This is a genomic window from Chloroflexus sp. (genome assembly GCF_056331925.1).
The window spans coordinates 177,832-203,083 of the sequence record NZ_JBWGQH010000001.1 but is presented as its reverse complement, the minus strand read 5'-3'; the positions used below and the strand labels follow the sequence as shown (position 1 = coordinate 203,083).

The 25,252-nt window shown below is 55.4% G+C and carries 17 protein-coding genes; 2 read left to right on the top strand and 15 right to left on the bottom strand.

Annotation, left to right across the window (positions count from 1 at the left end; genetic code table 11):
• The 7 genes from AC01ZF_RS00820 to hrcA all read right to left on the bottom strand — a co-directional run bounded on the left by AC01ZF_RS00820 (position 1) and on the right by hrcA (position 6,615).
• Positions 1-651: a GNAT family N-acetyltransferase gene (locus AC01ZF_RS00820; protein WP_424676656.1), complete on the bottom strand. Its 651-nt coding sequence runs from the start codon at positions 649-651 to the stop codon at positions 1-3.
• Positions 652-664: 13 nt separating this feature from the next.
• Positions 665-817: a hypothetical protein gene (locus tag AC01ZF_RS00815; protein ID WP_424676657.1), complete on the bottom strand. Its 153-nt coding sequence runs from the start codon at positions 815-817 to the stop codon at positions 665-667.
• 66 nt (positions 818-883) lie between these two features.
• Positions 884-1,642, bottom strand: a complete 759-nt coding sequence (rlmB, locus tag AC01ZF_RS00810; protein ID WP_424676658.1) for a 23S rRNA (guanosine(2251)-2'-O)-methyltransferase RlmB — start codon at positions 1,640-1,642, stop codon at positions 884-886.
• A gap of 85 nt (positions 1,643-1,727) precedes the next feature.
• A complete protein-coding gene (gene dnaJ / locus AC01ZF_RS00805; protein WP_428131711.1) occupies positions 1,728-2,849 on the bottom strand; it encodes a molecular chaperone DnaJ in 1,122 nt (373 codons plus the stop codon).
• A gap of 41 nt (positions 2,850-2,890) precedes the next feature.
• Positions 2,891-4,732 (bottom strand): molecular chaperone DnaK, encoded by a 1,842-nt coding sequence (dnaK, locus tag AC01ZF_RS00800; RefSeq protein WP_476575033.1) that lies wholly within the window; start codon positions 4,730-4,732, stop codon positions 2,891-2,893.
• A 115-nt stretch (positions 4,733-4,847) separates the two neighbouring features.
• Positions 4,848-5,456 (bottom strand): nucleotide exchange factor GrpE, encoded by a 609-nt coding sequence (gene grpE, locus AC01ZF_RS00795; protein ID WP_424676661.1) that lies wholly within the window; start codon positions 5,454-5,456, stop codon positions 4,848-4,850.
• 28 nt (positions 5,457-5,484) lie between these two features.
• Positions 5,485-6,615 carry a heat-inducible transcriptional repressor HrcA gene (gene hrcA, locus AC01ZF_RS00790; protein WP_424676662.1) on the bottom strand — a complete coding sequence of 377 codons (1,131 nt, stop codon included), beginning with the start codon at positions 6,613-6,615 and terminating at the stop codon, positions 5,485-5,487.
• Between the two features lie 243 nt (positions 6,616-6,858).
• Here hrcA and AC01ZF_RS00785 point away from each other — a divergent pair, with 243 nt between their 5' ends.
• Entirely contained in the window at positions 6,859-8,214 is a 1,356-nt protein-coding gene (locus AC01ZF_RS00785) for a M20 family metallopeptidase (protein ID WP_476575032.1), read from the top strand.
• Positions 8,215-8,273: 59 nt separating this feature from the next.
• On the opposite strand, the gene AC01ZF_RS00780 is transcribed toward AC01ZF_RS00785, so the two are convergent.
• From AC01ZF_RS00780 to AC01ZF_RS00765, 4 genes are all read right to left on the bottom strand, one after another.
• Positions 8,274-10,493, bottom strand: coding sequence for a heavy metal translocating P-type ATPase (locus AC01ZF_RS00780; protein WP_424676663.1), 2,220 nt, complete (start codon positions 10,491-10,493; stop codon positions 8,274-8,276).
• A 208-nt stretch (positions 10,494-10,701) separates the two neighbouring features.
• The gene (locus AC01ZF_RS00775) at positions 10,702-12,513 is read right to left on the bottom strand and encodes an ATP-binding protein (RefSeq protein WP_424676664.1); all 1,812 of its coding nucleotides are present in this window, start codon (positions 12,511-12,513) and stop codon (positions 10,702-10,704) included.
• Between the two features lie 3 nt (positions 12,514-12,516).
• Entirely contained in the window at positions 12,517-13,647 is a 1,131-nt protein-coding gene (locus AC01ZF_RS00770; protein ID WP_424676665.1) for a DNA double-strand break repair nuclease NurA, read from the bottom strand.
• Positions 13,631-14,776 (bottom strand): Druantia anti-phage system protein DruA, encoded by a 1,146-nt coding sequence (locus tag AC01ZF_RS00765; RefSeq protein ID WP_424676666.1) that lies wholly within the window; start codon positions 14,774-14,776, stop codon positions 13,631-13,633. The genes AC01ZF_RS00770 and AC01ZF_RS00765 overlap by 17 nt, the downstream gene beginning before the upstream one ends.
• A gap of 178 nt (positions 14,777-14,954) precedes the next feature.
• Between AC01ZF_RS00765 and AC01ZF_RS00760 the strand changes: the two genes are divergently transcribed.
• A complete protein-coding gene (locus tag AC01ZF_RS00760) occupies positions 14,955-17,198 on the top strand; it encodes a 6-phosphofructokinase (protein ID WP_424676667.1) in 2,244 nt (747 codons plus the stop codon).
• A gap of 214 nt (positions 17,199-17,412) precedes the next feature.
• Here AC01ZF_RS00760 and AC01ZF_RS00755 read toward each other — a convergent pair whose 3' ends face one another.
• The 4 genes from AC01ZF_RS00755 to rpoC all read right to left on the bottom strand — a co-directional run bounded on the left by AC01ZF_RS00755 (position 17,413) and on the right by rpoC (position 24,991).
• Entirely contained in the window at positions 17,413-17,940 is a 528-nt protein-coding gene (locus AC01ZF_RS00755; RefSeq protein WP_424676516.1) for a single-stranded DNA-binding protein, read from the bottom strand.
• Between the two features lie 137 nt (positions 17,941-18,077).
• Positions 18,078-18,356, bottom strand: coding sequence for an Lrp/AsnC family transcriptional regulator (locus tag AC01ZF_RS00750; protein ID WP_424676515.1), 279 nt, complete (start codon positions 18,354-18,356; stop codon positions 18,078-18,080).
• A gap of 91 nt (positions 18,357-18,447) precedes the next feature.
• Positions 18,448-20,409 carry a hypothetical protein gene (locus tag AC01ZF_RS00745; protein WP_424676514.1) on the bottom strand — a complete coding sequence of 654 codons (1,962 nt, stop codon included), beginning with the start codon at positions 20,407-20,409 and terminating at the stop codon, positions 18,448-18,450.
• Between the two features lie 79 nt (positions 20,410-20,488).
• The gene (rpoC, locus tag AC01ZF_RS00740; RefSeq protein ID WP_424676513.1) at positions 20,489-24,991 is read right to left on the bottom strand and encodes a DNA-directed RNA polymerase subunit beta'; all 4,503 of its coding nucleotides are present in this window, start codon (positions 24,989-24,991) and stop codon (positions 20,489-20,491) included.
• Positions 24,992-25,252: the final 261 nt, after the last annotated feature.

The following is a 25,252-nucleotide window of genomic DNA, read 5'->3' as shown; positions in this document are numbered from 1 at the left end:
TCAGGTAAGCTCTTTGCGCATATAGATCCAGCCATCCTGACCGAAGAACAGCCGTCCGAGGAGTGAACGGCGAACATACAGAGCGTGAAACCCAATCCGTTCGTACAACATCTGCGCGCCGTGATTCGTCTCACGTACATACAAACCAAGATACGTGAGGGCGCGAGCGCGCGCATCATGCTCGGCCTGGCGCAATAATGCACGGGCTACCCCGCGTCGGCGCCACTCCGGTGCGACGGCGACATCGGCGATGAAGCCTTCGCCTGGTTCGATTTGGTGATCGAGCAGTGATAGGGCAAAGAGCGAACGAAGTGCTCCCCACAGTCCCAACGTTTCAAAAAAAGCCGACTCGGCGAATCCGCCGCTCGGCCCCATCATATCACGAGTACGCAAACTCGTGGTACCGATCAACTGACCGGCATATTCGGCCACCAGCATCCCTTGCAACGCCGACGGACCTTGGCGTCGCCAGCCGGTAGCCAGTGCCTGTGCGCCCCGCTCGCGGTCACGTGGACCAAATGCAGCACCGAACGTATCGGCAAAGGCATCGCGGTGAAGGGCCACGATGGCATCAATATCACTAAGACGCGCCGGACGAATGAGCACATCATCGGCTGACGCGCCTATAGGCGAAGTGACAACGGCATACATACACTACGCTGGTCTAGTGAGCGTTGAGTTCGGCCAGTCGTAATTCGAGGCGGTTGGCAATATCGCGATACATGTTGCCACGTCGTTCGGCAGCAGCGAGCTTTCGCTGTAAAAAGATAATGTATCCCAACGCTGTGAGCAGTGCAAACAAAGGTATCCAGCGCATGGAGTATCCTCCTTATAGCCTGATCGCACCGTATTCTAGCGTAGGCGAGGCAGACTTTCAAGCCGGTTATTCGGCATGTCGTCGGTAACGTTGGCGCCAGGCATGATAAATGGCAATACTACCGGCGACAGCCGCATTGAGCGAACCGATTTGTCCAACAATCGGTAAGCGCACCAAAAAATCGCACCGTTCGCGTACTAAGCGAGACATACCGGTGCCTTCGGCACCAATGACGAGCCCAAGTGGGAGATCAAGATCAACCGCGTCTATATCTTGTGCTGCTTCATCTTGCTCAAGACCAACAACCCAAATCCCGTTGCGTTGCAACTCCTCGATGGTCTGCGATAGGTTAGTCACTATAGCAATGCGGAGATGTTCAACCGCACCACTGCTGGCATTCACCACTGCTGGCGTAATTTCGGCGGCCCGCCGACCCGGAATGACGATTCCGTGACAGCCAACCGCTTCAGCGGTGCGCAGAAGGGTACCAAGATTCTGCGGGTCTTGCAGATGATCAAGCAACAATAAGAGGGCTGCTTCGCGGCGGGCGTTAGCAAGGCTGAGACATTCATCGAGTTCAACGTAGGGGTAGGGACCGGTTTCGAGCATGACGCCCTGATGATTTGCTTCGCGCAACTGGCGGTCGAGTATCTGCCGTTCGATTCGTTCGATGGGAACACCGGCCTGTTCGGCGAGCCGGATAATGTCGGCGATGACACCACTTTCCTGGACACTACGTGAAACAACTAAACGGCGCAACATGCGACGTCGAGCGCGGAGAGCCTCGCGTACCGCGTTGCGCCCATAGAGCAACTCGGAGGTCATGGATTACTCACTCATCATTCAGTCAGACACCACGTGTACCCTTGATACTCTGGCAATTACCCATCAGTTGTGGGCGTGTACTTTTTTACAACCCGAGTGCATCTTTAATATGACCGAACAACCCCTTATCGCCGTGGTCGTGATCGTGGGATGAGAAGGTTTGGGCCAATTCTTGGAACAAACGGCGTTGTTGATCGGTCAGCTTAGTTGGTACCTCAACACGGATCACCACAATCTGGTCGCCACGACCTTGTTGACGCAGGTAGGGTACTCCTTTCCCGTGGAGACGGAACGTTTGACCGTGCTGGGTACCGGGAGGCAGTCGCAGTCGCTCCGTCCCTTCGAGGGTCGGTACACTCACCTCACCGCCGAGGGCCGCTTGGGCGACATTGATAGTCAGGTTGAGAATAATGTCATTCCCTTCGCGCTCAAAGATCGGGTGCGGCTGAATATCGAGCGCCACATAGAGATTACCAGGTGGTCCCCCGCGTGGTCCGGCTTCACCCTCACCACTAATCCGAATCTGCTGCGAACCATCGACTCCTGCGGGTACCCGCACGGTAATCCGACGGGTCTGGCGCACACGGCCTTCGCCACGACATTCGCGGCAGGGAATAGGGATGACGTACCCGGTCCCACCACACACATCGCAAGTCGTGACAGTCACCATATTAAAGATAGGGGCACGCTGGCGAATCTCACCGGTACCGCCACAACGTGGACAGCGCGTCGGCTCGGTGCCCGGTTCGGCACCAGAACCACGACAGGCCGGGCAGGTTTCGAGGCGGCGGAATTCTATCTCCTTTTCCGTTCCGAAGACCGCTTCTTCAAACGTCAGGTGCAATGTATAGCGCAGATCGGCACCGCGCATTGGGCCACGTGTACTCCGGCCTACACCGGCAGCACCGAAGAACGCATCAAAGATCGAGCTAAAGGGATCGACGCCGCTGAATGGATCGGCACCCACTCCACCAAAACCGGGCGGATTGTGACCAAAGCGGTCGTACATCGCCCGCTTTTGTTCATCAGAGAGGACTTCGTAGGCTTCGTTAATCTCTTTAAACTTCGCCTCAGCATCGGGCGATTTATTCACATCGGGGTGATACTGGCGGGCCAGCCGGCGAAACGCTTTCTTGATTTCGTCGGGCGTCGCGCTGCGACTCACCCCGAGAACTTCGTAGTAATCACGTTTGGCACCCGTCGTCATACGGTTTCCTCGTTACGTGCGCTGCCGGCCACCGCCAGCCCTTAGTTTTCTACCTGTTCACCTGTCACCGTGCCGGCAGCGTTGTTTGTTTCCGTTGTGGTGATATGCTGTAATGCTACTGCCAGCTCGGCGATCCGATTACGAATCGCCTGTTCATCATCATCGGCCAAGACGCTACGGAGCGCGATCATCTTCTCTTCGACGGTACTCCGCACGGTCGGATCGAGATTCTCACCAGCTTCACGCAGTGCCTTTTCGGCTGCATACAGGGTGCTATCAGCCTGATTCCGAGCTGCCACCAGTTCACGCCGTCGGCGATCTTCTTCGGCGTGCAGTTCAGCATCGCGCACCATCTGTTCGATCTCTTCCGGTGATAAACCCGACGAGGCCGTAATCGTGATGCGCTGCTCTTTGCCGGTAGCCTTATCACGGGCGCTCACGTTCACAATTCCATTGGCATCGATGTCGAACGTCACTTCGATTTGTGGGACACCGCGCGGTGCGGGTGGAATCCCTGACAGTTCAAAGCGGCCAAGGCTCTTGTTATACTGTGCTTCTGCTCGTTCTCCCTGCAAGACGTGAATCTCGACGCTGCTCTGGTTATCGCTGGCGGTCGAGAAGATTTGGCTCTTGCGGGTCGGAATAGTCGTATTCCGCTCGATAATCGGCGTCATCACGCCACCGAGGGTCTCGATGCCAAGGGTCAGTGGCGTCACATCGAGCAGTAAGACATCCTTCACTTCACCGCCAAGGACGCCGGCTTGAATGGCTGCACCAATTGCCACCACCTCATCAGGATTGACGCTGCGGTTCGGTTCTTTACCGAAGAAATTACGCACCGCAGCTTGAATCGCCGGCATACGGGTCTGACCACCGACCAAAATAATTTCATCGATTTGATGGGGTTGCAACCCGGCGTCGCGGAGTGCTTGCCGCACCGGTCCCATGCTTCGTTCGATCAGGTCGGCACAGAGTTGTTCAAGGCGGGCACGGGTGAGGGTCACACTCAGATGTTTTGGCCCACTCGAGTCGGCGGTGATGAACGGCAAGCTAATCTCGGTCTGCATCAACGTACTGAGTTCCATTTTTGCCTTTTCCGCTGCCTCTTTCAGGCGTTGGAGAGCAACCCGGTCAGTGCGCAGATCGATCCCGTTTTCCCGCTGAAACTCATCGGCCAGCCAATCGATAATCCGCTGGTCAAAATCATCACCACCGAGATGGGTATCACCGCTGGTGGCCTTTACTTCGACCACACCCTCACTCAGCTCGAGGATACTGACGTCGAAGGTACCACCACCCATATCGTAGACGACGACCAGTTCATCTTTGCCTTTCTTATCGAGACCGTAAGCCAGCGCACTGGCGGTTGGTTCATTCACGATCCGCAGCACTTCAAGACCGGCGATCTTGCCGGCATCTTTCGTCGCTTGGCGTTGGCTATCGTTGAAATAGGCTGGTACGGTAATCACCGCCTGCGTTACTGGCTCGCCGAGATATGCCTCAGCATCGGCTTTGAGCTTTTGCAGCACCATCGCCGAAATCTCCGGTGGGGCGTACTCGCGGCCGGCCATCAGCACGCGCACATCACCGTTGGGTGCAGCGGTCAGTTGATACGGCACCAGTTCCTTGTCGCGTTGGACCGACGGCTCATTGAACTTACGGCCAATGAACCGTTTGACCGAGAAGATAGTATTTTCCGGGTTGGTAATGGCCTGTCGGCGTGCAACTTGACCAACGACTCGTTCGCCTGATTTGGTAGTTGCAACGACCGAAGGGGTCAACCGCGATCCTTCGGCATTGGGAATAACGACGACATCACCGCCTTCAACGACTGCCACAACCGAGTTGGTTGTGCCAAGATCGATTCCGATAACTTTCGGCATGAGAATAAGACCTTCTGTATCCTATCGGATTCCAAGATAGTATCACACACAGTTCTCGGCAGTAGGCCGTCGAGTCGCTCGTTTGCTCACTCGCGATATAAAGCGATGTATGATTTTACCCACGGCCAACCTTGACCATACTCGGTCGAATGACACGGTCGTGCAGGAGATAACCGCGCTGTAATTCAGCGATGACCTTACCCTCCTGCCCTTCCGCATCTTCATAGATCACTGCCTCGTGCAGATTGGGGTCAAAATCTTGCCCCAGCGCCTCGATCGGCTTCACACCCTCACTTTCAAGCATAGTACGCAACTTATGTGCGATAAGTTGCGTTCCCTGCCACCACGGTGTTTCGGCAATCTCAGGCGGCACGTTAGCGATGGCCCGCTCGAAATCATCGAGTACCGGAAGCAGTTTGAGAATAATCGCCGCACCGGCATTGCGGATCAATTCGGCCCGCTCGGTTTCAGTACGACGTTTGAAATTGCGATAATCGGCTACAGCGCGCATCCACTGATCTTTATACTCAGCGGCTTGCGCTTCGGCTTGGGCCAAGCGCTGTTGCAGATCGGCGATCACCGCTGCCGGATCGGTCGGTGTGTCGGTCGTAGTTGGCGCAGCATCGGTGGCAATCGCTTGATCGCCAGCAGTTGCCGACTCGGCAGGAGCTGCTGTGGTCTGCTCCACATTCATTTCAGGTTTTACGTCTTCTTGGTTTACCATAGGTTCCTCATCAAACCAATACTATGTATCAGGCACGTTGTTCATCCTCGTATGCAGGTGTTACCTCCGAGGGACGTGCTTGAACATTGTAGAGTTCGGCCAATAAATTATTCATCAACGACGCGATGTAGCGCACCGTCGAGATTGAGCGTGGATAGGCCATACGGGTCGGGCCGATCACGCCGAGCACTCCGGCGATGACACCTTCGACACCATAGCGAGCCAGGATCACGCTATAATCTCGCATTGTATCTTCACCGTGCTCACCACCGATGATCACCTGGACGCCGCCGGAAGCCAGCGCTTGCGGGATGAGCGGACCAAGACCGCGTCCGCTCTTCAGGATCTCAAGGGTGCGACGCATCCGTTCGATCACTCGTTCGGCGTCATCACGCCCGCTCGCAGGCGAAAATTCCGGCTGGCTAAGCATTTCGAGCAAGCCATCAGAATAGATCTGTTCTTGCTCCTGCTCCTCGAACGCGATCATCGCCCGCACGATGAGATCGACCAAGCCGCGTTCAAAATCGCTGAGCGGGATACCGTTGAACGTCGCGGCTGTAGCCAACTCCTCGACGCGGGTGAGGGTGGCATCGGCAAGCAGATCACTCACCAAACCGGCTGCTCGACGGAGGTCTTCTGGTGTGCGCCATGGTTCCACCGCGAGCGTTTGCTGTTTGACGATACCGCCGTGGAACACGATCACGGCCAGGGCCATTGTCTCGTGAATCGAGATCAACTCAAGGCTTTTGAAGCGCAGTTGTTCAGCACGTGGCGCGGTGGCAACCGACGCATTGTGGGCCGTGCGGGCAAGCACCGCACAAGCCAACTGTACCCATTGATCGAGTTCGCCGCGCACCTGATAGAACTGATGACGGATCATGCGCTGCTCGGTAGGCGACAGCGATGTGCGCTCCATCAGGTTTTCGACAAAGAAGCGATACCCGGCATCGGTTGGGATGCGACCGCCCGATGTGTGGGGATGGGTAAGAAAGCCTAGCTCCTCAAGGGCAGCCATGTCGTTCCGTACCGTTGCCGGTGAAACGGGGAGGCGGTATTTGCGCACCAACGTTTCGGAAGCAACCGGTGTGGCTGTGTCGACAAACTCCTGAATAACCAGCTTGAGTATTGTCTGCCGGCGTTCGGTCAGCGGTCCGCTCATCGCTGTATCCTGCCTCACTGGTTGATGATTAGCACTCGTGAGGCGAGAGTGCTAAGGCTTGTAATGTAAAAGGTTGGCGTGCATCTGATGCACGCCGATACAGAGTATACCACAAGTTAATGCAGTTGTCACGAGGGGACAACGATGTGTGTGAACGTGTGAAAGGTGTCACTTTTGTATAACGTGAGACTTGCGTTATATAATGAAGTGCTCAACCGCATAAACAGATGGAGTGGTAGGGTTATGGTAATGGAACGTTTTGCCGCCTATATGGTCGAACACCAGGCGCGGTTTCGTGCCGAGCTGGCGGAGCTTGTACGTTTACCTTCGGTATCGGCGCAGAATCGGGAGATTACCGAAACGGCGACATTTGTCGAGCAACGCTTGCGCCGTCTTGGTGCTGAAACCCGCTTGCTCAGCGCTGATGGTGGTAATCCGCTGGTCTACGCGACAATTGGCAATGGGCCACGCACATTATTGATCTACGACCATTACGATGTGCAGCCGGCCGAGCCTCTCGAACTATGGTACACACCGCCGTTTGAGTTGACCGAGCGTGACGGGAAGCTTTACGGGCGTGGGGTAGCCGACAACAAAGGGAATTTGATGCTGCGTATTCAAGCAGTTGAGGCGTGGCTGGTGACCGAAGGGGCGTTACCGATCCGGATTGTTTTTGTGGTGGAGGGTGAAGAAGAGGTTAGCTCGAAGACGTTGCCGGCGGTGTGTCGCACGTATGCCGATCTGTTCCGGGCCGATGGTTGCTTATGGGAGACGGGCGGGGTCGATCTGAGCGAACGCCCGGTTGTTACCTGCGGGGCGAAGGGAATTCAGTACGTGGAGTTGGTGGCACGAGGGGCAAGCTACGATTTGCATTCCTCGTATGCGACTTTTGTCCCTAATCCGGCATGGCGTTTGACGTGGGCCTTGAATACCCTCAAAGGGCCTGATGGCCGGATCCGCATCCCCGGTTTCTACGACCGGGTACAACCGCCGTCGGCTACCGATATGGCGGCACTCGCAACTATTCCGGCCGGTGATGATGAGACGTTGTTAGCCGATTTCGGCCTTACAGCGTTCCTGGATAATGTGCGTGGGATCGAACGTCTGCGTCGGCATCTCTTTGAACCGACCTGCACGATCTGTGGTTTGGTCAGTGGGTATACCGGTGAAGGTAGCAAGACAGTTTTGCCGAGCGAAGCACGGGCCAAGCTTGATTTTCGTCTCGTACCCGATATGGACCCAGCCGAGGTATTGCACCAGTTACGCCGTCATCTCGATGCGGAAGGCTTCAGTGACATCGAAATTATTGATTTGGGTGGTGAACATCCGGCGCGTAGTCCACTCGATGCGGCGATTGTCCAGGCGGCGGTAGCGTCGGCACGTGACGTGTATGGTTGCGAACCGATCCTCTACCCAACGATGGCCGGTACCGGTCCGATGTACCCACTCTGTACAGCGTTGGGGACGCCGGTGGCGAGCGGAGCCGGTTGTGGTTATCACGGTTCGCGGGTGCATTCGCCAAACGAGCATATCCGGTTGGCCGACTATGAGCGCGCAATGCGCTGGATGGGAAGTTTGATCAAGCATTTTGCGAGCTGATGTCTTCGAGTGGTGAAGGACACCCCCGCTCGTCGTAGGTGCATAGCGTTGCTATGCACCTATGGGGAGAACGATAACGCCGCTTGATCGTATGCCGCCGGTAATCTTGCCCGAAAATGCAACAAGCGCATGCCGTTCAGGGTTACGAGCAGTGAAGCACCGACATCGGCAAGGACCGCCATCCACATTGTACCGAGGCCGGCGAGCACCAGCCCAATGAAGAGAAGTTTGACCCCAATGCTAAACACAACATTTGCGGCGATGGTGCGGAGAGTTTGGCGGCTAAGCGCGATGGCAAACGGCAACTGATGCAGATCACCGCTTAATAGGGTTATATCGGCAGTTTCCATTGCCTGCGTTGTTCCCCCGGCACTCGCACTGATGGCAATGCCGACATCGGCTGTAGCCAATGCCGGTGCATCATTGATCCCATCGCCCACCATTGCCACCGCACCAGTCGTTTGGCGCAATGCTTGCACGGTTTGGGCTTTGTCGGCCGGTAACAAACCGGCCCGCACGTCATGGACGCCCAACTCGGCAGCGATACGCTCGGCAGTGGCCGTATCATCACCGGTCAACATCACGATGCGCAGCCCCTGATCGCGGAGGTGGGCAATTGCACTCCGACTCTCTTCACGAATGGTGTCGGCTACCGTAATAGTGCCGCGGTATTGACCATCGACCCCGACCATTAACGGGGTGCGACCTAATTGACTATCGCGTTGTGCGGCAAGGCAGTGCCATTCATCGTGCGTCACTACTTGATCGAACATGCGATGACTACCGATGAACACTTCGGTCCCGTTCACTACCCCACGGACACCCTGCCCAACCAAGGCACGCACCTCTGCCGCTGGTGGTAAGGTTAGGCCACACGTAGTAGCTGCATTGACAATCGCATACGCGAGTGGGTGTTCTGAACGGAGTTCGACTGCTCCGGCCAATGTTAACAATTCATTACACGCCGGACAATGGCCAAGCGGTGCCTCAGGGTTCGTGCAGCCAATCGTGCGCAATACCACAACTGCCGGTTTGCCGGTCGTGAGGGTGCCGGTCTTATCGATGGCAATCGTCTGTACACGCGCTAACGCTTCGAGATACGCTCCACCTTTGATCAAGACACCATGGCGGGCAGCCGTGCTTAGGGCACTGACAATACTCACCGGCGTACTGATCACCAAAGCGCATGGGCAAGCGACGACGAGTAGGGCTAAACCACGGTAGAACCACCCAAACGTGTCGGGGGTTGGATTCCAGAACGGTTGGCCGAAGAAAAGTGGTGGCACCGTAGCGACAATGGCGGCAAGCAGAACGACTAATGGCGTGTAGATGCGGGCAAAACGGTCGACAAATCGTTGAATCGGTGCTCGTCGTTCTTGTGCTTCTTGCACCAGATGGATCATGCGAGCCACGGTACTCTCGGCGGCGGGTCGCGTGACAATCACTTCGATGCTTCCCTCGCCGTTCATCGTTCCGGCAAACACTTCATCACCGACACTCCGCTCGACGAGGCGGCTTTCACCGGTAATCGGTGCCTGATTGACGAACGAACTCCCGGCGGCAATCGTGCCATCAACTGGGATCCGCTCGCCAGGTCGGACGATAATGCGGTCGCCGGGGCGTAGGGTCTCCACGACGACCACCTGTTCATCGTCAGGGGTGATGAGGGTAGCAGTCGGTGGTGTCAGTTCAAGCAGGCTGCGAATGGTATGACGAGCGTGGTTGGCTGTGTATCCCTCTAACGCCTCGCCAATCGCATAGAGCACCATCACCAACCCAGCTTCGACATACGCACCGATGATGATCGCACCGATAGCTGCGATGGTCATGAGGGCGTCAATACTCAACTCACGATTGGTTCGTAACACGCGCCATGCATGTTGGGCAATTGATGGTCCTACCAGTGCCAGGCCACCTAACGCGAGGACATCAATCCACCACGCTTCCCAACCGAGTATCTCGTGCAACACGATTCCCGGTATGACAAGGAGTAATCCGATGAGCGCCGGTCTTGTTTCGCGACTACTCAACATAAAACGTAAGAATGCGGGTGGTGGCTCGCTCACTGCGGATGTCGTTGGTCGGGCTTCGTACCCTAATTCACGCACACGAGCAATAACTGTTTCAGGGTCAACATCACCGGTGATGTGCAACTGCTCAGTAGTGAAGTTCAAATGACACGTCTTCACTCCTGCGAGCCGGGCTACCCCGCGTTCGACGGTGCGTGCGCAATCGGGACAATCCATTCCTTTAATTGTAAACCGCTGGTTGTGCATCATGTTGTTCCTCAGCAGTGCAAAAAAAGCGATTTATGCCTTTACTCTAGCGCATTCGGCGATAAAGTCAAGGGAAGTAAGAAAAAATGACACTATGTCTTAGTTGTGAGATGGCAGGTTTTCGTTGTATAGACGTTGTCTCAGGGGAGAGGCGTTGCCGGTTGGTAAAAATAATCGATGGTGTAACACGAATATTACGGCAATTACGTTACTATTGTAAATTATTCTGCTTTAGAAAATCGGTAACGTTATTAAAAGCATTCAAAAAGAGGGGTGTGCCGGCGAATGACAGTGGTGAAACCGGTCCGATGGTCATAAATGAATACTCACGACTATCGCTATCGATGGCAGAATGAGGATCGCGGAAAAGCTGATAGAGATCGAGCGCATTCCCGCGCCCGCCAACTAATTCGCTCAAAGCACGGAACTCGGTTCCCATGCTCAAGCCGAATCCGAAGAAGAAGATGCGCAGTTGTTCGATTATTTCGCGGTGTAGACTTGAGAGGGTTTGGCTGATAAACATCCAGCCAACGCCGTATTTGCGGGTCGTGCGCACGGCATCGATCAAAAAGGTGCGCACCGCTTGTTGTTCCTCATTGCTCGGTTCTTCCCGTGGTGCGATGCGGTGGGCTTCGTCGATAAGAACGAGTGTGTTGAGACTGCGATTTTGCCGGTACGAGCGCTCAGCAGCGTGGCGAATGCCTTCGAGAAGCCGTCTCATGACTAACGCCTGGATAGTGTCGTTCCACACAATGCCGGAGGGCAACGCGGTGTCATCAATTTCGGCCACTCCAGGCAGAGTGAGTTGGTTTTTGGATGTAGGCTTTGATGCAAGTGATTGTTCCTCGGAGAGATCAATCACCACCACTGCTCGTTGACCTTGACCGGTAAAGAGATTTTCTAGCAGATGGTCAACGGTTTGAGCCTCTTGGCGACGTTGATGAAACAGTTGGGTAATCGGTAGCCATGCCTGCCGATAGATCGTATCAGGAACGAGACGATGCATTTGTGTAAGCACTTGGTCGCGTTTGTCTTTGGTTCCATAAATTCGAGTCAAGTTTTGCTCTTTCTTTAAGATTTCCCACACACTATCAAACGTTTCTCTAAGGTGTAGATCGGTAAGTTTCTTTTTCCCCTCTAAATGCTCTCGCACAACTTCAGCGGCCTGTTTTTGGTTTTGTGAGGCTTTGATCCCAAGTCGCTGAAAGAAGCCCGAATTGCCCAAAATCTGTTCAAAAAGGTCCCACCGATCGAGGACTAAGTTTCGAATGCCGATAACTTGCACGTTTCTTCCCAACTTTTGCAGGATAGATTGCATAGGCAAACGAAATGATCCTGTTCCGGTATGGTCACGCATATCTTTGGCAAATTCGCCCTGCGGATCGATTACGAGGAGCCCCATTTCACGGTGACGTGCATACGCCAACAAGATCATTTTGGCGAGGACCGACTTCCCCGATCCGGTTTTACCGAAAATACCGAGATGGTATGCCTCACCTGCCCCATCGAGTCCACTACCAAAATGTTTAAACCAGCACGGTAATAGAGGGGTTGATCCGTAGATATGTCCAAGGTAGAACAATTGCTGTTTGAAGAGCGCCAGGAGTTCATGCAAAATAGCGTCGGTGACCAAATAAATCGGGGTCCCGGTTGGTGGTACGGTGCCTAGCATATCAGGCCGGTACGTGCCACTCCTGGCTGCAAATACCGCACTGATCGTCATTTCACCGAGGTGTGTATCTTGCCGTTCACTCACCGTATCGATCCGGCCGCGCTGGCGAATCAAGCTACGCATGGTTGGGTCTTCGTGCCACACGTTGCGCAGCTTGATTTCGGTGATCTGACCAAGAGCATAGTGGGGTACACCGTCTTGCATATACCGAAAGATCGCCAGTTCTCCGATCAGCTTTTTATGAATAGCACTGGCGAGGATGTCAAGTGCAAGTTCTGAGGTGGAGGAAGGTGAGCCGATGACACCAATCCGCTCGGCTTGATCAACGAGTTGATCGAGACGCTGATACATTGGTTACACTCCTGACTCGGTGCGGTAGCCGTGTAAACTGATAAATACGTCGTTGATGTCACCTTGGTAGTGTTCGGCCATTTGTTGACCGGCAATTTGGCGCAATGTTGGGATTGCAATGGCAAGACGTTTGACCATCCGGTCGGCCATGTAGAGTGGGTACGGTTCAAGTACTGCTGGGGTCCCACACTGATGGCGAATCCCGTGTAGGACCTCGGCGAGGCGATGACGATTATTCGCAACCGCCTGTGCCATCTCTAGGCGTAGTGCCGGTAACCACTGGAACGGTCGGTAGTAGACCACTTGTATGGTAGATAACGCCTGGATAATCTCGTTTGCGATTGGACGCAATGATGGTTCAACATTGAGGTGCCACGGTTCGTTGGGCTGTTGAAGGGACACCGGCTGCGTATACTCACTGGCTGCAAGCAAAAAACTGAGCACACTGCGATCGTCGTGCGCCGATGACCAATTGAGGTAGTGACCGATCTCGCGACGGGTCGTGTATTTCGGGATGCTGATCCAACAACGGTCGCTCCGTTGGGCTTGTAAAATGGAGTGGTACGCTGTGAGAAAGGCTGGAATCTGTTCTAAAAAATATTGTGTGGTTTTCAGATGACCGGTCTCGCGACATTTATTCAACGCTTGATTAAAGTAGATCAGCGGGGTCGTTAGTGAACCGTCGAGCAACACAACCTGATGGGGTGCCTCGTGAGCCAGTTGCAGTTCAAACCCCATCATCAAGGCGCGCAGAATAGTACCGGTATCGCTATCGTGGACTTCGGCTTCAATCCACGCTCGATGCCGTGGTTCTGGCCAGTAGCGTGTTTCGGATGGCGGCGTTAGCCCTTCCACCGCTACGGCGGCTGCGGCCACAAGATCGCTGGCGAGTAAGCGCTCGACTGCATACGCACCATCAATACCACAGGTGGTAGGGATAGTTGGGTATGCGAGATCGGCTTCACGTCCGAGTAGTTTGGTCTCCGTCAATAGACGGCGCCACTGTTCGTACTGCTGGCGGAGGTGCTGAAAGTCGCTGAGCAGATGCTGACTCAAATCGGCTGAGCGATGCAGCAACTCAGCGACGAGCGCGGCGGGTAGTTCCCCAAAAACTCGATCAGGTACCTCGTTCATAAACCACCTCGCTAGGAGCGAGTAGGATTCGATGACGTAAGTCTTCTTTACACCACGATTGCCACTGGACCCGTTCAGCACGTGGTAACAGCCAGCGTGATCGCCACCAGGCTGCCAAGGTTGCGAAGGGTAAATCGCGATACTGCGGTTCGCTTGTTCTCCCTTCAAGATAATCTTCAAGGTTATCAATGAGACGGAACAAGAATACCTCTCGCTTTACGCCGTGTTGGAGTAACGAGGCAGAAAGACCGAGTCGTTCCAATGCTCTGACTATTGTTTGCCATGTTCGACGAGGACCAACACCGAATCCGCCACGGGTCGAAATCCCCTGCTGTTCCAGAAATGTGCGGAAGAGCGGATACAATTCGATAAGGTGAAAGCTGCCGTATCCTTCCGTAAAACCAATCGACTCGGCAATGCTGAGGTGGTGATAGCGCAAGCGGTTGTAAATGCTGCTCCGTCCAAACGCACTGGTGGTGGTGAGGGCGACGAGGTGAGGTGGTAGGATACGCTGTTCCATCTCGGTTGCCCGTTGTTCGTATTTTCGCCGGTAGGCAGCACGGATTTCATTCGCTGCGGCTGCATAGGCGATCAGTTTTCCGCCCAGCAATCGATCGTATGGCGGGACGGCGCCGAGCGTTTGAATATCCATTGTTTGGTTTACCAGCTCGGTTTTTTTGTCTGGCGGGTAGCGAAACAGGCGATCGCGTGATGGAAAACTCAGTGGTGGTGATTGGAGCGCAAGAATACCAATCAGTTTCTGATTGGTATGATCAAAAACGAGGAAGCGTAATCGTCGTCCATACCCTTTCGAGAGCGGAATCGACCAGAGTAAGCGAGCAATCCGAAAGAGATTGGCGTGGTCTTTGGTACGCACTTCGACCAGCTCTGGCTGGATGTGCATCGGGTCAACCTCTTCACCATCTGCGAAGTAGGGAAGATACCGATCCAGATGCCGGTGCAGCCAGGCTTGATGGGCGGCTCGTTCGACGTTGGTTGCCGGTTGATGTAAGAGCCGGATCGCCTCTTTTTCGGTTGCTTGGAGTGACAAGACGCCGGTATGCGATAGTTCAAACCCACACGCTTGTAATCGTTGGATGACGAGACGTTTGAGTTCGTTCGCGTTCATAAGAGTAGCTCTATCATCATCATCTTTACTGTGAGATTTCATGTATCATACCCTATTTCTGCGCTAACGTTCCTGCTGAGATGGTGTGATGGCTTCTTAAGTACCATCATCTGGTGCATACTATGCTATACTTGCGTATGCAACCAATTGTTCATCCGCCAGTCAGGCGAGGAATACGATGACCAGCACACCTATTCGGATTGGAGTATTGACCAGCGGTGGCGATGCACCAGGCATGAATGCCGCAGTACGTGCGGTGGTCCGTACCGGAATTAGTCACGGCTGCGAAGTATACGCTATCTACGAGGGATATAAGGGTCTGATCCAAGGCGGCACGTTGATCCGACGAATGGATTGGAGTTCGGTCGGTGGTATCATCCAGCGCGGGGGCACGATCATCGGGACGGCGCGCAGTGCTGAGTTCCGAACGCGCGAAGGACGACGGCAGGCGGCGGCGAATCTGGTGACACTTGGGATTGACCGATTGGTGATCATCGGTGGTGATGGCAGCTTGACCGGAGCCGATCTCTTTCGTCGGGAGTGGCCGGAGTTGTTGGCCGAGTTGGTAGCGGCGGGTACGATTAGCGAAGCCCAAGCGGCGGCGCATCCGCATTTACGCATTGCCGGGATTGTGGGGAGCATCGACAATGATTTCTGTGGCACCGACATGACTATCGGTGCTGATACCGCTCTCCACCGGATTACCGAGGCGATTGATGCGATTAGCTCGACGGCAGCGAGCCATCAGCGTACCTTTGTGATCGAAGTTATGGGGCGCAATTGTGGCTATCTAGCGCTGATGGGAGCGATTGCCGGTGGCGCCGATTGGGCGTTTATTCCAGAGATGCCACCGCAGATGGACGACTGGGAGCAGCACATGTGTGATGTGTTGCGGATCGGACGGGAGCATGGGCGGCGCGATAGCATTGTAGTGGTGGCTGAAGGTGCGTGCGATCGTCACGGCAAGCCGATTACAGCCCACTATGTCAAGAAGGTCCTTGAGGAGCGCTTAGGTGAGGATACGCGCGTGACTATTCTCGGCCACGTGCAACGCGGTGGTGCGCCGAGTGCGTTTGATCGCTGGATGAGTTCGTTGTTGGGGGCAACAGCTGTTGAAGAGTTGCTGAGCGCGGATGCCGATGCTGAGCCGAAGCTGATCGGTTTGCGGGAAAATCGGGTCGTGCGGTTGCCGCTCATGACGTGCGTGAGCGATACGCGGCAGGTGGCTGAGGCCATTGCCCAACACGATTATGAGCGAGCTATCGCGATGCGTGGGAATAGTTTTGTCGAGGCGTATCGTACCCTTGGGACCCTCATTCAGTCCCAGCCCTCGCCCCCCGACCGCTTGCGGCGCGGTCACCGGTTCGCTGTGATGCACAGTGGTGGCCCGGCGCCGGGAATGAATACCGCGGTCCGGGCAGCAGTACGGATCGGGATTGATCGGGGTCATACGATGCTTGGGGTGCGCAATGGCTTTCAGGGCCTGATCGATGGTGATATCTTTGAAATGGACTGGATGAGTGTCAGTGGTTGGGCAACGATGGGCGGCGCCGAACTCGGCACCAATCGTAAGATTCCCCAAGGTAGTGAGTTGTACCAGATCGCTCGTAATATCGAACGATTTGGGATCGATGGAATCTTGATGATCGGTGGTTGGACCGGTTATCAGGCAGCGTACAAACTCTACAGCGAGCGGCATATTTTTCCGGCGTTCAATATTCCTATTATTTGCTTGCCGGCAACGATTGATAACAACCTACCCGGTTCTGAACTTAGCTTGGGGGCCGATACAGCGCTCAATAGTATCGTTCATGCGGTTGATCGAATTAAGCAGTCGGCGGTGGCGTCCCGGCGGTGTTTTATTGTCGAGGTGATGGGGCGCGATTGTGGGTATCTTGCGCTGATGAGTGGTCTCGCCACCGGTGCCGAACGGGTCTATCTGCCTGAAGAGGGGATTAACTTGCGCACGTTGCAATCAGATCTCGATGAGATGATGGAGTGGTTCCGACGTGGTAAACGGTTGAGTCTGATTATCCGCAACGAGAAGGCTAATCCGGTCTATACGACCTCGTTTATCTGTTCACTGTTTGAAGAAGAGGGTGGCAAGCTGTTTGAGGTGCGGCAGGCAATTCTCGGTCATTTGCAGCAGGGTGGTGATCCATCACCGTTTGATCGGATTCAGGCAACACGCCTGGCCGTCCGCTGTATTGAGTTTCTGATCGAGCATGCCGATCGGCAGGAGCCGGTGGGTGCTTTTATCGGGTATCGTGGTGGTAAGGTGCAGGTGCATCCAATTGAGGATATGCCGCGGCTGATGGATCCAGTCCATGCGCGTCCGCGTGAGCAGTGGTGGTTGGCGTTACGCCAGATGACGCGGTTGCTGACGACGCCGCCGGCGTTTCATCAAGTTGAGCAGAAGTGAGTTGCGCTGGCTTACGCAAAGGGGGTAACGCAAAGGCGCAGAGGGGGTAACGCAAAGGCGCAGAGGGGGTAACGCAAAGGCGCAAAGGGGGTAACGCAAAGGCGCAAAGGGGGTAACGCAAAGGCGCAAAGGGGGTAACGCAAAGGTGCAGAGGGTTTGTTAGCTCCCCCTCGACTGCGGTGCGGGAGCGGGGCCGAGGGGGAAGACAGCTCCCCTAAAACGGAATATCCTCATCATCGAGCGGTTGTGGCTGGTTGCGTGACGGTGCTCGATTAACCGGTGCGCGGGTGGATGATGAGGTATTAGACGGGCGTGAATTAGGCGGTGAAGAGGGCGGTGTGCGACGCACCGGCTCATCGACCGGCTCGTCGTAGACCAGCTCGGCGTCCGGTACCGGTCCGCGTTCACCCTTGCTCGATAGAATGATCATGTCTTGGGCAATGACCTCGGTAGTGTAGCGCTCTTGCCCATCGCGATCGACCCATTTGCGCGTTTGTAGGCGACCCTCGATGTAAACGCGCGTGCCTTTGGTGAGGTATTGGTTGCAGATTTCACCAAGTTTATCCCACGCAACAATGCGGAACCATTCGGTCTCTTCGTGGGAATTGCCGTCTTTGTCACGCCACGTGCGGTTGCTCGCGACCCGGAAGGTGGTTACAGGGCTGCCTTGTGCCGTGTAACGCATCTCGGGATCGGCGCCGAGATGACCCGTTAGTTGTACCTTGTTTAGATCCTTTGCCATCGTACCCTCCTCGTCTCTTGTGTGTTATCGTCCCAACAGTACCGAACCGAGCGAGAGCTTACCCGCACGTTCTCGAACTATTGTACTAATCATAGCATATGTGCCCGCCGTCGTCAAGTAAAATATTGCGTTCTTGTCTACGATAACCCGATGTCAAACCCAACTTCGAGATCTCGCCGTGAATAACGACGGAAAGCTAGTACCGTGGTTGTGTGGCGCACGCCGGGTAGGCGGGCGATGCCACTGGGTACGGCGTCGTCGAGTGATTCGTAAGCGTTGACGCGCAAGACGGCGATGATGTCGTAGTCGCCGGTAACCGAATACACTTCGGCAACGTTGGGTAGTTCGGCGATCTCTTGGGCAAGGTCGCTGATCCGTTGCGGTTCGCAAGTGATGAATACAAAGGCAGTGACCATACGTGCTCCTTTGCTGATGAGCGGTTGATTGGTTTCATCATACCAGAAGAACTGAGCACAACACCGGGCAAGATCGGTGAACCATGTCTCTCTAGAATGGCTCCGGTGGGCGGACGCGCCAGAGCATCGGTGTGAGCCAGTACCAGCATGTGTTGAATAACACGAATAGACCGGCCCCGATTACGTTGATTCGACCAACCCATCCACGCTGCCACAACGTATCGCATGTCGCTGCTGTTCCGATAGCAATTGCCCAGCCTAACGCCATCAGGTAGCGTGGACTGTTCGAGACCTGAGTGATGAATGGTAACGTAGCGAAGATGATGGCAACTACGAAGCTTAAACCCATCAGGCCGATCGTGATTTGCCAGCCTTGTCGCCGGAGCAAGAGCCATAGACCGATAAGTGCGAAAGGTATTGGTAGTAGTCCATAATGGGCAATCAGTCCGGCTTGCCAGAGATTGTTCCATAAGGCTTCGCGGTTGATCGGCGCCCGTCCGGCTACAGCCGTGAGACCGCCCGTGCGGGCGGTGTCGAGTTGAGCGAGGAACATTGACAGGTAGGCGCTGTAGAAGAAGATAATGGCGAATAGGGCACCAATACCGATGGCAAGGGTGAGCGGCCCACTTACTGCCCGTGCCCATTGCAAACCCAGTCCGCGGGCGATCCAGACGATAGCGATCAGGAGACCGAGCAACGTGCCACTACTGATCAGGAAACCGAAGTGGCCGAGAAAGACCATCGCACTAAGAGCGGCTAGCCCAGCTATCCACTCGCGCCGGTACTGCCCAGCTCGCCAGTCTTCCCAAGCTCTGATAATACCCCATATGAACAATAAGTAGAGACTTTGGGTGATAATATGCGTGTCAAACGACCACCATGTGGTGAGATAGGTGGCAGCGGTGAAGGCGTAGATCGCAGCGGCGAGTAGTGCCGGACGTGGTGGGAGAACGCGACGGGCGATGACGTAAACAATCAGCGCACCAAGGCTATCGGCGAGTGCCGCACCGATTTGCAAAAGGAGTGGGGGCGCGATCCCCAATACGTGACCGGGGGCAAGAAGGAGGTATGGCCCCGGTGGATAGGGAAAGTCAATGCCGCGATTCTTCGAGATGATCGTGATCAGGCCACCCAGCGCTTCATGAAAGCGATTCGTGTGAAAGCCGATGTCACCCGGCATGCTGGCCGGGTAGAATCGGCCTCCGATCCGGGTCGCGAATGCAATGGCCACTATCGCACTGAGTGTGTCAGCGATGCCCTGAAGCCGTATCTGTCTCCGTGCCCATGCCTGTATCGCCAGGGTTAAGGGATAGGTCAGAGCAAGAGCTGCAAACGCCGCTTCGGCGCCAAATGCCCAGCGTGCCGGGTCGAGGAGCATAGCGGCGGCGAGTAATCCACTGCCGATTGCCAGGCCCCACAGCGCCTGACGATGCATGGTACGAACAAGGATGAGCCAACCCACAATTACGCCGCTAATCCACCATGCAAGCAGTGGAAGTGCTGGCCAAGCCCACCCGCCGGGAACGGTTGTTACGATAATGCGCTCTAGGGGTAGGCTGAGCTGACGTGGATCTTGTGCCGGTTGAAAGCTATCGCTCACCAGTCGCAAGTGGAGGTTCCCATCTGCGGTGGGTGGCACGATGAGCCATTGCCGACTGCCGCTGTGCTGTACCGGTAGCTCGGCGATGAATCGGTTTTCGTGCCACACCTGAAGCGTGGTAGGTGCCTGATCGACTATCTCTGCTCCGATAGGTAACCAGTGAAGCTCGATGACCGTTGCTCGTAATCCGAAAGTTGGTAAGAACACTTGCGAGTCGCCACTCGTCCAGCGAAACGTGCCGAAGAAGCTCTTCTCGGCAGTGTTAAAATCGCGCAGAAAGGGCAGATCGGCGTCACCGATCCCCTCTTCATAACCAACATCGATCACGTGTTGGTGGGGGATTTGGGCAGTGAGGATGGCAATGGCGAATAACAGCCCCACTGCAACCCAGAGGGCCGGTGTACGCAGAGCACGCCAGTCTTGGCTAAGCGAATTGCTAATGGCGTTAACCATAGGCAGCACTACAGAGAAAACCGCGAAGCGCAGCACATCTTCGCGCTTCGCGGCTCTATTCATCGCCTACTGTTACGGATCACAGTGAGGACAGATCGGGATGATCTGAATCCTCTTCATCATCGTGGTCGTTATCACCGGACAGCAACTCTTCGAGCCGTGCCCGCAATAACGCATCGGTATCGCTCTGCGGTACCTGATGACCGTTGGTAGTAGGCAAGGCGGTGGTTGTTGGCTCGGCACTCTTCTCGGCCTGCTGTACCTCTTCGAGCATCCGTGCCATCTCGCTGACCAAATCTTCGTGTTGGCGTTCAAGCCGCTTCTCGATCCCCGTTCCGGCAGGGATGAGCTTACCGATGACAACGTTCTCCTTCAGACCGCGCAGATAGTCAACCTTACCCTGAATAGCAGCATCGGTCAACACGCGGGTCGTCTCTTGGAACGAAGCCGCCGAGAGGAAGCTATCGGTATTCAGTGAGGCTTTGGTAATGCCCAGCAATACTGTCGCTGCGGTTGCCGGATCACCACCCTGGCTGACAATATCGTTGTTGAGGCGGCGGAATTCGGCACTATCGATCAGCTCACCGGGTAAGAGACCGGTATCACCGGGTTCTTCGATGCGCACGCGGCGCAGCATCTGGCGAGCAATCACTTCAATGTGCTTGTCGTTGATGTTCACGCCCTGCGAGCGGTAGACCTTTTGGGCTTCGTTGACCAGGTAGCGTTGCACTGCTTCCCGACCTTGCAATTCAAGCAGCTCTTGCGGATTAGCACTACCGTCGGTTAACTGTTGCCCGGCCATAACCCGATCACCATTATCGACCCGAATGCGAGCGTTGTGGGGCACCACCAATTCACGCTCTTCGTGATCTTCCTGACTAATGATGATCCGGTCAGACTGAATAAAGGCCTTCCCGCTCAGCCGAGCGATGATCTGCTCACCACCCGGTCCTTCGGCGATCACCTGTCCTTCATAAACATCGCTCTCAGATTCGATCACCGGTGTGAAACCGCGCGTCAGCGGGTACTCATCGGTGTAGACGTTGGTCGAGACGATGCGAATCTTACGTACCCCTTCATCTTCACGCACGATCTGCACCACGCCATCGATCTCGGCCAGCAATGCTTTACCCTTGGGCACACGTGCTTCGAAGATCTCCTGCACGCGTGGCAGACCCTGCGTAATATCATCGGCGGAGGCAACACCACCGGTATGGAACGTTCGCAGGGTAAGCTGGGTGCCCGGCTCACCGATGGATTGCGCAGCGATGATTCCAACCGCCTCACCGATCTCGACCAACTTGCCGGTAGCGAGGTTGCGACCGTAGCACATCCGGCAAAGACCGTGTTCGGCTTGGCACGTCAGGGGCGAACGGACAAAGACCGATTCGTGACCGGCGGCGATAATCTTTTCCGCCAATTCTTCATCGATCTCGGTGTTGCGGTCGGCGATCAACTCACCGGTCGTCTTGTCGTAGATCGGTGCGGCAAGAATGCGGCCGAGCATACGGACCTGTAGCTTTTCCATCAACTCGCCATCGTCGGCGCTATGGAGCCATAGACCCTCTTCGGTACCGCAATCTTCGATGTTGATAATCACATCTTGCGCAACATCAACCAACCGGCGCGTGAGGTAACCGGCGTCGGCGGTACGCAACGCGGTGTCGGCCAGACCCTTACGCCCACCGTGGGTTGAAACGAAGTAGTCGAGCACCGACAGACCCTCGCGGAAGTTGGCCTTAATCGGTAGCTCGATAATCCGTCCGGTTGGGTCGGACATCAACCCGCGCATACCGGCCATCTGTGAGATCTGGTTAATGTTACCGCGAGCGCCCGATGTTGACATCATTGCCACGGGGCCGAAGGGGTTCAGATTCTCCTTCACGGCAGCGATGGTTTGCTTAGTCGCCTCCTGCCAGATCCGTACCACCTCTTGATAGCGCTCCTCTTCGGTGATCAGACCACGGCGGAACTGTTTCTCGACTTCAGCAACCTGTTGTTCGGCTTCGCGCACGATGTCATACTTCTTGGCCGGCACTTCAATATCGTCAATCCCGATCGTCATACCGCCAAGCGTAGCGTAGCGGAAGCCGAGTGTCTTAATACGGTCGGCTTGCTGGGCCGTCATCTCCGAACCGTAGATACGGGCCAATTCTTGGACGTGCTTATTGCCATGGGCTGCCCGTACCTCGTTAAGCTGGGCTTCGCTCAGATTGCGCAAGCTGGTGTAGTACTGGTAGCAATCGGCGATAATCTCTTTCAGGCCCTTCTTGTCGATCAGGCGATTGCGGAAGCGTAATGGTGGTTGTAGCTCGCTATTGAGCAACACACGCCCGATTGTCGTTTCAATGACCATACGCGGTGTACCATCGCTGGCCGGCGGCAATTCGCGCACAGGACGGTCGCTCTTACCAGAGATGGAACCATTCATCCGGATCCAGATCGGTGCTTGAATATCGATCAAGCCCTTTTCGTAGGCCAGCATCGCCTCATCGATCGAAGCGAACCGCTTACCCGTTCCCTTCGTGCCATCGCGCACCATTGTCAGGTAGTAGCAGCCAAGAACGATGTCCTGCGAAGGGGTGATAATCGGTTCACCATGCGCCGGACTCAACAGATTGTACTTGCTCAGCATCCGAGTGCGTGCCTCTTCCTGCGCTTTCCGTGAAAGCGGCACGTGAACCGCCATCTGGTCACCGTCGAAGTCTGCGTTAAACGCAGCGCAGACGAGCGGGTGAAGCTGAATCGCCGATCCCTCGATGAGCTTCGCCTCGAAGGCCTGAATCGAGAGGCGGTGCAACGATGGTGCGCGGTTGAGCAGCACCAGATAGTCTTTAATCACCTCTTCGAGTGCGTCCCACACTTCAGGGCGCACACGTTCGACGGCACGCTTAGCGTTCTTAATGTTATGGGCGACACCACGTTCGACCAGTCGGCGCATCACAAAGGGCTTAAATAGCTCGAGTGCCATTTTCTTGGGCAGACCGCACTGGTGCAGTTGCAGATTGGGGCCTACCACGATCACCGAACGGCCCGAATAATCGACACGCTTACCGAGTAGGTTCTGGCGGAAGCGGCCTTGTTTACCCTTGAGCATATCGCTCAGGCTCTTCAGACGATGCTTCCCCTTACCGCTAACTGCTCGCCCACGCCGACCGTTATCGATCAGCGCATCAACTGCCTCTTGCAACATGCGCTTCTCATTACGCACGATGATTTCCGGCGCGTTCAGTTCGATCAGCCGCTTGAGTCGGTTATTGCGGTTGATCACCCGACGATAGAGATCGTTGAGATCGCTCGTAGCAAAGCGACCACCATCGAGCTGCACCATCGGGCGCAGGTCGGGTGGTATAACCGGTAGCACCGTAAGGATCATCCACTCCGGGCGATTACCGCTCTTGCGGAACGCCTCAACGATGCGCAGCCGCTTCGTCGCCTTTTTCCGGCGCTGACCCTGTGATGTTTGAATCTCGGCCTGCAATTCTTCGGCCAGCTTATCGAGGTTCAGGTGCCGTTCGAGCAGCTCGCGGATCGCGCCGGCCCCCATATCAGCACGGAAGACACCGGGTGCAACATCGCGTAACTGCCGGTACTCGTTTTCGGTAATGATCAGGCCCACCTTCAGTTTATCGAGCTGTTCGAGCTTCTCCTTCTCTTCGCGAACCAGCATATCCAGCTCCCGTTGCAGGCGCTCTTGCAATCGCTCCTGCTCTTGGGTAGCTTCATACGCCTTACGCTCGCGTTCGGCGTCGGTCAGCAGCTCGGCATCGGCCAGATCACGGCGACGGCGCTCTTCAAGCACCTCAAGCTCTTGCTCAACCAATTCGTCGAGCTGGTCGAGGGTGTTGTCGTTAATCAGTTCACCCTCTTCGACCACGGTCACACCCCGGAAGATAATATCTTCATCGGCCAGCGTACCGCTCATCTCTTCCAGCCGCTCACGCAGCCGTTCGGCTTCGCCAACCAACTCATCGCGCTGACGGCGGTAATCTTCTTCGATTTGCCGCTGGGTGCTGCGCTGCGCTGTCTCCATACCGCCGAGGTCTTGGGTCAGTTGCGTACTCAGCTCGATCCGCTTCTCTTCGGCCTGCTTTTGAATCTTCTCGCGGCGCGCAGCGTACTCCTCCTGCACCATCTCACGTGCCACCTGAAGCATATCCTCCTTCACATCTACAATGATGTACGAGGCGAAATAGAGGACACGCTCAAGATTTCGTGGCGAAATATCGAGTAGGAGGCCGAGGCGAGAGGGAGTACCTTTGACAAACCAGATGTGGCTCACCGGCGAGGCCAGACTAATATGGCCCATGCGCTCACGTCGCACCTTAGCCCGGGTGACCTCGACTCCACACTTATCGCAGACGACACCCTTATAGCGCACACGCTTATACTTCCCGCAGAAGCATTCCCAGTCTTTCGTTGGACCAAAAATACGTTCGCAGAAGAGACCGTCGCGTTCAGGTTTGAGCGTGCGGTAGTTGATGGTTTCGGGTTTCGTGACTTCGCCGTGCGACCACGATCGGATATCTTCAGGTGAAGCGAGACTGATCCGAATGGCGTTGAAGTCGTTAATTTCCAGCATGGGGACTTACTCCTGTAGCGGAAGCATACCGCCAGACTTCATGCACCGACTACGACTACATCAACCGTAGTGGCGCCGTGCTTGGGTCAGTTCCGTCTGATTTGGTATCGTACAGTGCTGGGGTCTCAACGATACACCATAGGCTTGCACAAAGCGACGAGATCGTGGTGCTAAGGTTAATGTTCTGTTACGCAGTGTAGAGACGTTGCCTGGCAACGTCTCTACCGATCAGATGTCATCCTTACCAACCACCGATTGCCG